12 protein-coding genes are annotated in these 12807 nt (G+C 69.5%); 6 read left to right on the top strand and 6 right to left on the bottom strand.

The window, feature by feature from the left end; translation table 11 throughout:
* Positions 1–9: 9 nt before the first annotated feature.
* The 3 genes from purQ to purS all read right to left on the bottom strand — a co-directional run bounded on the left by purQ (position 10) and on the right by purS (position 2213).
* Entirely contained in the window at positions 10–693 is a 684-nt protein-coding gene (gene purQ, locus ABZ463_RS21155) for a phosphoribosylformylglycinamidine synthase subunit PurQ (protein ID WP_362778135.1), read from the bottom strand.
* A 173-nt stretch (positions 694–866) separates the two neighbouring features.
* Positions 867–1385 carry an ATP-binding protein gene (locus ABZ463_RS21150; protein ID WP_352015238.1) on the bottom strand — a complete coding sequence of 173 codons (519 nt, stop codon included), beginning with the start codon at positions 1383–1385 and terminating at the stop codon, positions 867–869.
* Between the two features lie 582 nt (positions 1386–1967).
* On the bottom strand, positions 1968–2213 hold the full coding sequence (gene purS / locus ABZ463_RS21145) for a phosphoribosylformylglycinamidine synthase subunit PurS (RefSeq protein ID WP_352015237.1): 246 nt from the start codon (positions 2211–2213) through the stop codon (positions 1968–1970).
* A 345-nt stretch (positions 2214–2558) separates the two neighbouring features.
* On the opposite strand from purS, the gene pdhA reads away from it, so the two are divergent.
* The 4 genes from pdhA (at position 2559) to ABZ463_RS21125 (ending at position 8385) form a co-directional block, all read left to right on the top strand.
* Positions 2559–3650: a pyruvate dehydrogenase (acetyl-transferring) E1 component subunit alpha gene (gene pdhA / locus ABZ463_RS21140; RefSeq protein WP_352015236.1), complete on the top strand. Its 1092-nt coding sequence runs from the start codon at positions 2559–2561 to the stop codon at positions 3648–3650.
* Entirely contained in the window at positions 3647–4630 is a 984-nt protein-coding gene (locus tag ABZ463_RS21135; protein WP_352015235.1) for an alpha-ketoacid dehydrogenase subunit beta, read from the top strand. The genes pdhA and ABZ463_RS21135 overlap by 4 nt, the downstream gene beginning before the upstream one ends.
* A gap of 12 nt (positions 4631–4642) precedes the next feature.
* Positions 4643–6013, top strand: coding sequence for a dihydrolipoamide acetyltransferase family protein (locus ABZ463_RS21130; RefSeq protein ID WP_352015234.1), 1371 nt, complete (start codon positions 4643–4645; stop codon positions 6011–6013).
* A gap of 464 nt (positions 6014–6477) precedes the next feature.
* Positions 6478–8385 carry an ABC transporter ATP-binding protein gene (locus ABZ463_RS21125; protein ID WP_362778128.1) on the top strand — a complete coding sequence of 636 codons (1908 nt, stop codon included), beginning with the start codon at positions 6478–6480 and terminating at the stop codon, positions 8383–8385.
* Between the two features lie 110 nt (positions 8386–8495).
* Here the strand turns inward: ABZ463_RS21125 and ABZ463_RS21120 are convergent, their stop codons facing one another.
* Positions 8496–8783, bottom strand: coding sequence for a hypothetical protein (locus ABZ463_RS21120; RefSeq protein WP_352015232.1), 288 nt, complete (start codon positions 8781–8783; stop codon positions 8496–8498).
* A gap of 267 nt (positions 8784–9050) precedes the next feature.
* On the opposite strand from ABZ463_RS21120, the gene ABZ463_RS21115 reads away from it, so the two are divergent.
* A complete protein-coding gene (locus ABZ463_RS21115) occupies positions 9051–9344 on the top strand; it encodes a Dabb family protein (RefSeq protein WP_352015231.1) in 294 nt (97 codons plus the stop codon).
* Here the strand turns inward: ABZ463_RS21115 and ABZ463_RS21110 are convergent.
* Both ABZ463_RS21110 and ABZ463_RS21105 read right to left on the bottom strand, forming a co-directional pair.
* On the bottom strand, positions 9334–10560 hold the full coding sequence (locus ABZ463_RS21110) for an adenylosuccinate synthetase (protein WP_362778123.1): 1227 nt from the start codon (positions 10558–10560) through the stop codon (positions 9334–9336). The two genes, ABZ463_RS21115 and ABZ463_RS21110, sit on opposite strands and share 11 nt — an antisense overlap.
* Positions 10561–10571: 11 nt before the next feature.
* Positions 10572–11519, bottom strand: coding sequence for a hypothetical protein (locus ABZ463_RS21105; RefSeq protein ID WP_352015229.1), 948 nt, complete (start codon positions 11517–11519; stop codon positions 10572–10574).
* A gap of 301 nt (positions 11520–11820) precedes the next feature.
* Between ABZ463_RS21105 and ABZ463_RS21100 the strand changes: the two genes are divergently transcribed.
* On the top strand, positions 11821–12702 hold the full coding sequence (locus ABZ463_RS21100) for a transposase (RefSeq protein WP_362778475.1): 882 nt from the start codon (positions 11821–11823) through the stop codon (positions 12700–12702).
* The last annotated feature ends 105 nt before the right edge of the window (positions 12703–12807 follow it).

Genomic DNA, 12807 nt, shown 5'->3' with positions numbered 1-12807 from the left:
CGTGCTCGCTCACAGGTTCACCAGCTTCTTCAGGATGGAGGTGAAGAAGCCCCGGCCGTCGGTGCTCGGGGCTCCGGTGAGGTCTTCGACCGCGTGCTCGGGGTGCGGCATGAGGCCGACGACGTTGCCCGCCTCGTTCCTGATGCCCGCGATGTCGTTCAGCGAGCCGTTCGGATTGCCCCCGACGTAGCGGAAGACGACCTGCCCGTTGGCCTCAAGGGCGCCGAGGGTCTCCTGGTCGGCCACGTAACGGCCCTCGCCGTGCTTGATCGGCAGCACGATCTCCTGGCCCTCGGTGAAGTCGGAGGTCCAGGGGGTCGCGGTGCTCTCGACCCTGATGCCCTGGTCACGGCAGATGTAGTGCAGCCCCGCGTTGCGCATCAGCGCGCCGGGCAGCAGGTGGGCCTCGCAGAGGATCTGGAAGCCGTTGCAGGTGCCCAGAACAGGAAGCCCGGCCCTGGCCGCCGGGATCAGCTCCTCCATCAGGGGCGCGAACCTGGAGATGGCCCCGCACCGGAGGTAGTCCCCGTAGGAGAACCCACCGGGCAGGAAGACCGCGTCCACTCCCTTGAGATCAGGGTCGGCGTGCCACAGCGGAACGGCCTCGCCGCCCGCGTGACGTACGGCACGCGCCGCGTCCTGATCGTCAAGAGTCCCGGGAAAAGTGACGACGCCCACGCGGGCAGCACTCATGACAGCGTTCCCCTCCACAAACGAGCGCCGCGCCGGCGTCTCTCACGGTGGACAGCGGTCTGCGGCGGTGCGCCCAGGCTATCCGTTCCCGACAAGCGGGTCACACGCGCAGGTCGCCGGGCCGTACGGCATGGCCTTCTCAGTCATGTGACCTGGTGAAACTGTGGGGTCTCTCACACCGCGGCGAGGACGCGGTCCTCGCGGGGCAGCCCGACGCGCACCCGGTTGTCACACATGAGCCCCTCGCGCACGAGGCCCTCGCACGCGAGGCTCTCGCGCAGCAGGAGGGCGTCGTCGTCCCAGTCGAGGTGCTTGCGCAGGTGCACGGTCGTGCCCCGGCCCGGCGTGACGCCGAAGGAGATCTCGTCGACCACGGCCTGCATGATCAGGATGCCCCGGCCGTTCTCCGTGTCGCCCGGAGGGTAGTGCTCGGGGAGCCGGGCCAGGCCCTGCCCCCTGTCGATGATCTGGACGTCACAACGGCCGTAGCCGATCGCGACCTCGACCTCGTAGCGGTTGGCGGGGCCCCCGTGGCGTACGGCGTTGGCGCACGCCTCGGTGACCGCGAGCAGGATGTCGGACACGCAGCTTTCGGTGACGCCGAGTGAGCGAAGCGAGTCGCCAAGGGCTCTGCGGACCATCGGTATGCCGACGGCCTCTCTCGGCAGAGCCAGCGAGAACTCGATATCCACCGGACCCCCTTCCCGGGCCAGACGTCACCCTGTCAAGGTTTCCCCGCGGAATCCGGGCTAACCGCAAAATAACCTTAATGTTATTTAGTGTTGGTCAAGCTGTGGGATTACGGCAGGTCCAGAAAGTGATCTACCTGGGCGTAAGGGATCTACCCCTGAGATAAGGGGCGTTCCGGGATCTGTGTGGATCTTCGCCGTGTAGGCCACAGTCCAGGTCCTACTTCAACGCTCGATGATCGCCCGATGACAGCCACCCCGAACCCACGACGCCAAAAGGTACGGGTTACCGGCGCCGTGCGTGAGGAGTTTCGGCTTGGGCGCGTCGGTGTCTGGACCGAGGAACGCAGGAGCGCAGCGACGCAGTGACGAGGGAAGACACCGACCCGAAGCGCCCAAGCCCCGCGCCGCCGCCGAAGGTGGCGCAGGAAACCCGGCTTGGGCGCGCCGACGCTTGGACTGAGGAGCGAAGGAGCGAAGCGGATGAGCGACGAGGGAAAGCGTTGGCTCGAGGCGCCCAAGCCCGCGACGCCGCCAGGCGGCGCAAAAAGGCACTGCCCGCGGTGCCGAAGGCGCCGCAAAAACTCACGCCTCGGCGGTGACCGTGTAGTCCTCGATGACGGTGTTGGCCAGCAGGGTCTCGGCCATCTTCCTAACCTCGGCCAGGGCGGCCTCGTCGGCGGGGCCGTCGATCTCGACCTCGAACCGCTTGCCCTGCCGTACCGCGGAGACGCCGGAGAAGCCGAGCCGCGGCAGCGCGCGGGCGATGGCCTGGCCCTGCGCGTCGAGAATCTCGGGCTTCAGCATGACGTCGACGATGACGCGCGCCACGGTGTTCCTCCTGGTCGCTGCGGGGACGGTTAGGCGCCTCAAGAGTAACGGGCTCCGCCGGACGTTTGGTCCCGGGGCCCGGGCGACCGCGAGACGGGCACGTTCCACACGACGAACCGGTCCGTGCGCCGAGGGAGCGGTCCATGCGAGGGTGAGAGGGGTGATCCGGCGGGAACAAGGGGCGAGATGGATGTCGGGGCAGGTCTTGCGCACAGGTATGTGACCTCTGCCACGATGTCCACAAACGCATACGAACCACCACCAGTCGGATCGGATGCGCTGCTAACCGGCCGGACAGCGGTGGTGAACCCACCTCCCAAGGCCCTGAGCACACAGGAGTGGCACGTGACAGCCGAGGCCCCTCGTGGTGCGCAAGCACCTGCGGAGCTCGTCCAGTTGCTGACCCCGGAGGGGGAACGGGTCGAGCATCCCGACTACGACATCGACCTGACCCCGGAGGAGATCCGCGGTCTCTACCGGGACCTGGTCCTGGTGCGCCGCGTCGACCTGGAAGCGGTCGCCCTGCAGCGCCAGGGCGAACTCGGCCTGTGGGCCTCCCTGCTCGGTCAGGAGGCCGCGCAGATCGGCTCCGGACGGGCGCTCGCCGCGACGGACATGGTCTTCCCCACCTACCGTGAGCACGGCGTCGCCTGGTGCCGGGGGGTCGACCCGGTCAACCTCCTGGGCATGTTCCGCGGGGTCAACCACGGCGGCTGGGACCCGGCTGAGCACAACTTCCACCTCTACACGATCGTCATCGGCAGCCAGACCCTGCACGCCGTCGGCTACGCCATGGGTGTGCAGCGCGACGGCGCGGAGAACGCGACGCTGGTCTACTTCGGCGACGGCGCCACCTCCCAGGGCGACGTGAACGAGTCGTTCATCTGGGCGTCGGTCTTCAACGCCCCCGTGGTCTTCTTCTGCCAGAACAACCAGTGGGCCATCTCGGAGCCGCTGGAGAAGCAGACCCGCATCCCGCTGTACCGCAGGGCCAGCGGCTTCGGCTTCCCCGGTGTCCGGGTGGACGGCAACGACGTCTTCGCCTGCCTGGCGGTCACCCGCAAGGCCCTGGCCGACGTGCGTTCCGGCCAGGGACCCACCCTCATCGAGGCCTTCACCTACCGGATGGGCGCCCACACCACCTCCGACGACCCGACCCGCTACCGCGTGGCCAGCGAGCTTGAGGCGTGGAAGCTCAAGGACCCGATCGAGCGGGTCCGCGCCTACATGTTCAAGAACGAGATCGCCGACCAGGAATTCTTCGACGCGATCGACGCCGAGGCCGACGAGCTGGGCAAGGACGTCCGCAGGCGTTGTCTGGCCCTGCCGGACCCCGAGCCACTGGCGATCTTCGACCACGTGTACGCGGAGCCGCACCGGCTGATGGAGGAGGAGCGCGCGGAGTTCGCCGCCTACCTGGAGGGGTTCGAGGGATGACGAGTCTCACGCTGGCCAAGGCCCTCAACGAGGGCATGCGCAAGGCCATGGAGGACGACCCCAAGGTTCTGATCATGGGTGAGGACGTCGGCAAGCTCGGCGGTGTCTTCCGCGTCACGGACGGCCTGCAGAAGGACTTCGGCGAGCAGCGGGTCATCGACACCCCGCTGGCCGAGTCCGGCATCATCGGCACGGCGATCGGACTCGCGCTCAGGGGCTACCGCCCGGTCTGCGAGATCCAGTTCGACGGTTTCGTCTTCCCGGCGGCCGACCAGATCATCACCCAGCTCGCCAAGATGCCGCTGCGCTCGCTGGGCAAGCTGAAGCTGCCCGTCGTGGTGCGCATCCCCTGTGGCGGCGGCATCGGCGCGGTCGAGCACCACAGCGAGTCGCCGGAGGCCTACTTCACCCACACCGGTGGCCTGCGGGTCGTGGCCTGCTCCAACCCCGTCGACGGCTACACCATGATCCAGCAGGCGATCAGGAGCGACGACCCGGTCGTCTTCTTCGAGCCCAAGCGGCGCTACTGGGAGAAGGCCGAGGTGGACACCGCCTCCTCCGCCGCTGACTGGACCCCCTTCGACCAGGCCAGGATCGTACGGCAGGGCGGCGACGTGACGCTGCTGGCCTACGGCCCGATGGTGAAGACCTGCCTTGAGGTCGCGACGGCGGCCGAGGAGGACGGCAGGTCCGTCGAGGTGGTCGACCTGCGCTCGCTCAACCCGCTCGACGTGGACCGGGTCGTGGAGTCGGTGCGCCGTACCGGGCGGTGCGTCGTGGTCCACGAGGCGCCCGTCTACAACGGGTTCGGCGCCGAGATCGCCGCCAGGGTCACCGAGAGGTGCTTCTACAACCTGGAGGCCCCGGTGCTGCGCGTCGGCGGGCCTTCGACCCCCTACCCGCCCTCAAGGCTGGAGGACCACTACCTCCCGGATCTGGACCGGGTCCTCGAAGCCGTCGACCGCGTGTTCGCGTTCTAGAGGGGAGACGACGTGAAGGAGTTCAAGCTCCCCGACGTGGGGGAGGGCCTGCTTGAGGCCGAGATCGTCCGCTGGCACGTCAAGCCCGGCGACCCGGTCAAGGTCAACCAGATCATCGTGGAGATCGAGACGGCCAAGGCCATCGTCGAGCTGCCCTCGCCGTACGAGGGGGTGATCGCCGCGCTGCTGGCCGAGGAGGGGCAGACCGTCGACGTCGGCAAGCCGATCATCACCGTCGACGACGGCTCGGGTCCTCCGGAGACACCGGCCGGGACCCCCGCCGAGGACATGGTCCCCACGATCCCCAAGCCGGAGCGGCAGCCCGTGCTGGTCGGCTACGGCGTCAAGCCGGGTACGGCCAAGCGCAGGCCCCGCAAGTCCGCCGCTCCGGCGGCCACCGCCCCGGCTCCCGCTCCGGCGGCCGTCGAGGCTCCGGCTCCGGCGGCTCCGGTACGGCAGGCTGAGCCCGCTGCCGCGCCCGCTGGGCCTGCCGCGCCCGCCGGGTCCGGTGCCGCGCGGGGCGCGGTGCTGGCCAAGCCCCCGGTGCGCAAGCTCGCCAAGGACCTCGGTGTCGACCTGGGCACGCTCACCGGGACGGGCCCGAACGGGAGCATCACCCGGGAGGACGTCCACGCCGCGGTCGCCGCGCCCGGGCGTGGCGCGACGGCCGTGGCGCAGGGACCCGACGAGGAGCGCATCCCCATCAAGGGAGTGCGCAGGGCGACCGCGCAGGCCATGGTGTCCTCGGCGTTCACCGCGCCGCACGTCACCGAGTTCCTCCAGGTGGACGTGACCGGGACGATGGAGGCCGTCAGGCGGCTGCGGCTGCTCGACGACTTCGCCGAGGTCAAGGTCTCGCCGCTGCTGCTGGTGGCCAAGGCGATGCTGGTCGCGGCCCGTCGCTACCCGATGGTCAACTCCTCCTGGGACGAGGCGAACCAGGAGATCGTGGTCAAGCACCGGGTGAACCTGGGCATCGCCGCGGCGACCCCGCGCGGCCTGATCGTGCCCAACGTCAAGGACGCCCACGCGCTGTCGCTGCCCGACCTCGCCCGCGCCCTGGGGGCGCTGGTCGAGACCGCGCGGGCGGGCCGTACCCAGCCCGCCGACATGTCGGGCGGCACGATCACGATCACGAACGTGGGCGTGTTCGGGGTGGACGCCGGGACCCCGATCCTCAACCCGGGCGAGTCGGCGATCCTGGCCTTCGGGCAGATCAGGGACCTGCCCTGGGTGGTCGACGGGCAGATCGTGCCCAGGAAGGTGTGCACGCTCGCGCTGTCGTTCGACCACCGGATCGTGGACGGCGAACTGGGCTCGCTCTTCCTGCGCGACGTGGGCGCCATGCTGGAGGACCCGCTGCGCATGCTCGCCTGGGGCTGAGCCCCCGCACCGGCCCGACGGGCCCGTCCCCTCACGGGGGCGGGCCCGTCCCCTTTTACCCGGCGTTTGCGGCGCCGCCGTTTCCGTGGCCTTTCCCGGGGCGTTTCGATTGACACGTGAAGCCCGCGGACCGATCTGCGGCGACCGGGCTCCCGTGCGGGTCGATGACCTTTCTGTGAACCCGGTGTTCCGCTTCTCCCTGATTTCGGGGAAGGGGCTTTGCCGTACGGCGTGCTCCGTGGGGCCGTTTTGACCTGCGGTGATGTTCCCCTTGGGGTGGCCGGTGGCGCGTCCGAGGATGTCATGACATATCCGGTTAAAACGTTATCCATTCATCGGGGGTTTAGTGGTTAATGCATATATCGGTGCTAGTGTCGTGATTTGGAGATTCGCGAAAGGTTCCACCAGAAGGGAAAGCCAATGAGACTCGAAAAGCTCTTCCCGGCCGGCGGTGCCCCGCTCGCGTGGGGCGGCTGCCGACGCCGTCGCTGCGGATGCGGTGGCCGGGGCTGGCGCCGTGGTGGCTGGGGCTGGGGCGGCTGGTGGTGGTAGTTCCCTCAGCGACGAACCGGCGGGTAACCCGCCGGTTCTCCTTTTCCACCCCCGCACGTCCTCCGGACGACCCCCCACCGGCCCCTTTCGTCTCCATCAGGGAGGCCTTCGGGCGGTTCTGGCCGCACACCCGGGGGGTCCGCAGGCTGTTCGTGGCCGGGGTGCTGCTGGCGATCGTGGCGGCCCTCTGTGAGATCGGGGCGATCCGGCTTTTCGGCCGCATCACCGACGAGGTCCTCGCGGGACAGAACCTGGACGCCTTCTGGGAGCCCGCCTTCGTCTGGCTCGGCCTGATGGTCGTCGCCGGGCTGGCCTCCTTCCTCGGTTCCTACGCCACCGCCGTCGGCGGCGAGCGCTTCCTGCTGCGCCTGCGGGACCGGGTGTTCGCGCACATGCAGACCCTGACCCCCGACTTCTTCGACCGGCGCAGGCTCGGCGACCTGATGGCCAGGCTCACCGACGACGTCGAGGCCATCGAGGAACTGGTCGGCTCCGGTGTGGTCAGGATTCTCACGACGACCGTCAGCGTGTTCTTCTTCGCCGGGGCCGCCCTGCTGACCCGCTGGGACCTGGCGCTGGTGACGTTCGCGATGGTCCCGGCGTTCCTGGTCGTCTCCAAGCTCTTCGCCTCGCGCCTCAGGACGGCCGCCGCGCGTGAGCGGCTCAGCAACGGCGTCATGAACGGCGTCATCGAGGAGGGCCTGGCCAACCAGGCGCTGGTGCAGGCCTTCAACCGGCAGGGCACCGAGGCGCGGCGGCTGCACACCCAGGGGCGCGCCTGGATGAGGGCCAACGTGACCCAGGCCAGGCTCTCCGCGCTGTACGGGCCGGTCGTCCAGATCATCGAGACCGTCTGCCTGCTCGTCGTCATCGGGGTCGGCGCGTGGGAGATCATGGCGGGCCGCCTCACGATCGGCGGGCTGCTCGCCTTCGCGGCCTACCTCGCCTACCTCTACCCGGCGGTCCAGGGGCTCGGGCAACTCGCGCTGACCGTCTCCCAGGCCGCGGCGGGCTCCGACCGGGTGATCGAGATCCTGCGGATCCGGCCCCGGGTCACCGATTCCGCCGGGGCCGTACCGCCCGCCGCGCCGCCACGGGGACGGATCGACTTCGCCGACGTCGGCTTCACCTATCCGGGCAGGTCGACTCCCACGCTGCGGCACCTGACCTTCCACGCGGAACCGGGCGAACTGGTCGTGTGCGTCGGCCCGAGCGGCGCGGGCAAGTCGACCGTGGCCAAACTCCTGCTGCGCTTCCACGACCCGGCCGAGGGGCGTGTCCTGCTCGACGGCGTGGACATCAGGGACATTCCTCGTACGGCGCTGCGTGAGGCCGTGACCGTTCTGCAGCAGGAGAACCTGCTCTTCTCCGGCACCGTACGCGACAACATCGCCTACGGCCGTCCCGGCTGCGGGATGGACGAGATCGTCAGGGCCGCCGTCATGGCCGGGGCGCACGAGTTCGTCGAGCGGCTCCCGGCGAGGTACGACACCCAGGTCGGGCAGCGAGGCAGGCTGCTGTCCGGTGGCCAGCGCCAGCGCCTGGCCATCGCCAGGGCGATCCTGCGTGACGCCCCGGTGCTCGTCCTCGACGAGCCGATGACCGGCCTGGACCCGGAGACCGCCGCCCGGGTCATGGAGCCGCTCGGCCGTCTCATGGCGGGCCGTACGACCATCCTGCTCACCCATGACCTGCGGTTCGTTCCCGGGACGGCCCGCACGGTCGTGCTCGGTGCCGCTCCGGGGCGGACGCGGACCAGGTTCGGTCGTACGGCATGGCGAACCCGCCCCCGGATGGGGACGGGTCCACTCAGGGGCTGACCGGTCCTCTCATTCCCGAATTCCGGCGAGGCCGAGGGAAGTCACCGATTCACGCGAGGCGTTTCCCGATGGGTTTCCCTAAGCCGGAACGGGACGAAACGCGACCGCCGTCACCATCCCCAGTCGTCGTCCCATCCCCAGTTGCTCCACCGCCAGCCGCCGCGCCAGCCGCAGCCGCCGCGCCAGCCACAGCGACTCCGCCACCCGCAGCCGCACCGGCAGCAGCGCCGCCGGCAGCAGCCCGCGGTGAGGAATCCGGCCGAGACGGACGTCTGGACGGCCGGGACCGCCGCTGTGGGCGTGGTCGTGGCCTCCGCCGGGCCGGCGATGAGGACTCCGGCGAGGAGCCCCGCGCCCATGGTGCTCGCGAAGAGCGAGGCAGCAGTCTTCGATCCCATGCGATCCTCCGGTTTCACGGGAAGACGATTTCGCCTTCCTGGGCTCGAACACCCCAAACATCGCAGGAGACGCACCTACCACGACACCGCAAAGCACTTATAGTTTGGCAAAGGCGCACAGATCTGTATAAATAATAAATAAATGGCATATATCGGAGCATTTCGGGCGAGGGGGAGTCGCCGCGCCGAATACCGCGGGACGCCCCGCGCTCGTCCCGCGTAAAGGGCGGCCGTACGCTTACTGGGCATCCGACCGAAGGGGAGATCATGTTCCGTCATGTCGTGCTGTTCACCTGGGCCGAGGGGACGACCGAGGAGCAGAAGGCGACGGTCAAGACCGAGCTTCGCAGGCTGACGGAGATCATCCCGGAGATCCGCGCCTACACGCTGGGGGCCGACGCGGGTGTGAACCCCGGCAACCACGAGTTCGCCATCGTCGCGGACTTCGACAACGCCGACGACTTCCTGGTCTACCGGGACCACCCCGAGCACCAGGCGGTGATCGCCAAGCACATCAAGCCCATCGTGGCCTCCCGCGCCGCCGTACAGTTCACGATCTGACCCACGCGCGTTTGTCGGCCGAGGTCGGGCCCCAGGAGCCGAGCCACACCGGCACTCCGAGGGCCTCCTCGACCGCCCCCGGCCAGTCGTCGACACCGTCCACGTAGTGGGGACGGGCCCGCAGCAGCCGTTCCGTCAGCCTCGCCTGCCCGTCGAGGTCGCCCGCCGTACCCACGGGTGGCTCGCCGATGTCGTAGGAGACGCACATCCGCGAGACCGGCACGTCCAGGTGGGTGAGCGCGAGCGCGTCCGCCCCGCCGGTGACCGCCAGCGCGTAGCGGTGCGCGACCGCGTCGAAGTGCCCGACCCTGAACGGCCCCTGCCACGGCCCCGTCCCGTTGTGCCGCTCGGGCACCCGCAGCGTCCGGTCCTCGGTGACCAGGGGCCCGGGACCGTGCCTGGGCGTGTGGGAACGCAGCACCCCGAGCCGTACGGCACCCGCCCCGCCGAGCAGTTCGAGGGCGTTCGCGAAGGTCGTCGTGCTCCAGGTCGTGTACGGGTGGAAGCCGTGCCACTCGTCGAGCAGCACGCCCTGGGCCCCCTCGAAGACGACCGGCCCCTCGCGCAGCAGGGCCGCGAGCCGCGCGGGGCCGGTGAGGGTCACCCGCTCGGCGAACGCCCGGTAGGCCGCGACGCAGTCCTCGACCGGGGGAAGCTCCGTCGCCACCGGCCCGGCCACCCACCAGGTCTCCTCGACCTCCCGGCGCAGCGCGCGCAGCTTGCGGGCCAGCCGTACCGGGGCGGCGCAGTCACCCACGGTCGGCGCGAGGCCCGGATGCGCCAGGGCGTAGGAGACGGTCTCCCCGACGCCCATCCCGCACGACCCGTGCCGGTCCTCGCCGCGCGCCAGCTCCCTGGCCCGCCCGGCCGCCACGTGGTACGGCGTCGCGAGCAGGGCGTCCCGGTCCACGGTGAGCAGCCCGAACGGGTCGGGCACCCCGAGGCGGGCCAGGTTCGCCGCCTCGGAGGCCAGGGCGAGCGGGTCCACGATCGTGAAGCGTGAAAGGTGGGTCGGCACGCCCCGGAACGTCCCCGCCCCGAACTGGGCGAAGGTGTGGTGCCGCCCGTCGGGCAGGACGACGTTGTGCGCCGCCTGCCCGCCACCGTTGAAGCGGACGACCGCCCGCACCGGCTCCTGTGAGCAGAGCCAGTCCACGACGGTCCCCTTGCCCGCGTCGCCGTACCCGAGGTCGGCGACGATCACGTGTTCGCGCACGCCCGTACCCCTCACAGCCGGATCACGCCGCTGGCGCCCGGCTCCTCGGGCACCGCGAGCGTCCGCCGGTCGAGACGGGCCAGCGCCCTGCCCACGGCCTGGCCGGCCTCCGAGCCCATCTCGTCGAGGTCGTCCAGCCCCTCGTCCAGGTCGATGGCGTCCTCGCCGAGGCCGACGGTGAGCGCGATGGTCTCGCAGACCGCGTCCAGGTCGTCCAGTTCGAGGACGTTCTGACCGAGCAGGTCGCGCCAGGCGGCCAGCACCTGGCCGTCCCCGGCGTAGCTCGCCCCGGCGGGCAGGATGTAGTAGACGTGGTAGGCCCTGGTCAGCTCGGCGACGATGTCCTTCGTCGTGATGTCCCGCAGCGGGGAGTCGCCGATCACCTGGCGGACCTGACGGCGGCTGACCTTCGGGTAGGGCAGTTCGTCGCCGATGATGAACAGGTAGCCCTTGCGCCCGCGCCTCTCGAAGCAGTCGATCGAGGTGTGCCTGGCCATGAAGTACATCGCCAGCTCGTAGGACTCGGTCTTCTGGCCGCCGCCCCCGCCTTCGAGCAGGATCTTGCCGAGGTCCTCGTCCATCCGGTTGTCGGACTCGAACTGGCCGATCTGGAGGGGGGCGCGGTCGCAGGTCGCGTCGCCGATCGCGCCGAAGAGGATCTGCGGGTCGGTGGCGTAGCCCTTGCGCATCAGCAGGCCCAGCAGGTCGGGCAGCTTGGTCTGGAGCGTACGGGGGACCCCGCCCATCGAGCCGGTCACGTCGAACAGGACGGCGATGGCGAGGCTGTCGGGGTGCTCGTCGGAGTCACGGCTCTCACGGGCGGCGACGCCGTACGGGTCGAGGTCCTCGTGCGTGGCGCGCGCGCCGCTGTCGCTGTAGGCGAAGGCGCTGGTGCCCTTGGCGGCGCGGTAGCTCGCGGCGGCGGAGTAGACGTCGGTCGACCAGATTCCGCTTCCCATGTGGGTCCCCTTGGTTGTTCTCAGGTTGAGTTAATCTCATTATGAGAATAACGATGGGCCGCGTCAACCCGCCGCAGTGTTTGTCTGTAGCGCCTCGGCCCTCACGTCAAGAGGGGTCAGGCCTTCCCGCAAGTGGAGGATCTTGTTATCGGAAGAGGGTGGGGGCGCCGTACGGCGTGCGTTCCATTCGGCGACGGTGATGTTGCCCAGGACGGAGGCGGTGTTGTCCGGTCGCCATGTCTTTTCTCCATTTCTCGAATATCTATGCGAGTGATCAAGGATGGATGGCACGCTTGTTCGTGTGCGGCTCCGTTACAACGTTCGCCTCTACCCCACCCCTGGCCAGTGCCGTGCGCTGGCTCGGGCGTTCGGATGCGCGCGGACAGTGTTCAACGATGGACTGTGTACGCGACGGCAAGCCCACGAGCAGGGCTTGCCGTACGTCTCCGACACCGAGCTGTCCAAGCGGGTCATCACGCAGGCCAAGAGAACTCCGGAGCGCGCATGGCTGGGCGAGGTGTCGGCAGTGGTGTTGCAGCAGGCGTTGGCGGATTTGAACACCGCCTTTCGCGTCTTTTTCGCCTCCCTGACGGGCGCGCGCAAGGGGCCGAAGGCGGCTCGGCCCCGGTTCCGGTCACGTAAGGACAGTCGGCAGTCGATTCGTTTCACCCGTAACGCTCGCTTCGCCATCACTGCTGGTGGGAGGCTGCGTTTGCCGAAGATCGGGGATGTGGCGGTTCGATGGTCGCGGGACCTGCCCGCCGAACCATCCAGCGTCACGGTCATCAAGGACGCCGCTGATCGGTATTTCGCCTCGTTCGTCGTTGAGGTGGCCGATGAACCGCTCCCGGAAACGGAGTCGGAGGTCGGGATAGATCTGGGTCTGTCCCATTTCGCGGTGTTGTCGGACGGTCGGAAGGTCGCCAATCCCCGGTTCCTGCGCCGGGACGACGGAGCTGCTGGTGAACCCGCTCGGCGACGAGCGCGAACGGGCCAGGACCGTCGAACTGTTCGCCTCGGTCTGAGGGATCTCAGAGGTTCAGTGGACGGTAGGTCCTGGGGCCGTAGAGATCGTCGAGCAACTCGTCGAGCTCACCCAGCAGCCGCCAGGCGTCCCGGGGCGGCGCGACCAGGCTGCCCCGCACGAAACGGCCGATCGCACCGGGCACCCGGTCTCCCATGAGGGCGGCGACGCAGCGGGTGGCGAGCCTGATGTCCAGGGTCTCGGTCGCGGGCGCCCCGGTGAGGACCTCCGGCGGGTAGTCGTCACGGTGCCTGGCGACCAGGG

The sequence above is a fragment of the Streptosporangium sp. NPDC020145 genome (assembly GCF_040631275.1).
Taxonomy (GTDB): domain Bacteria; phylum Actinomycetota; class Actinomycetes; order Streptosporangiales; family Streptosporangiaceae; genus Streptosporangium.
Note: the sequence above shows the minus strand (reverse complement) of the source record. Positions and strands in the feature narration are given on the sequence as shown.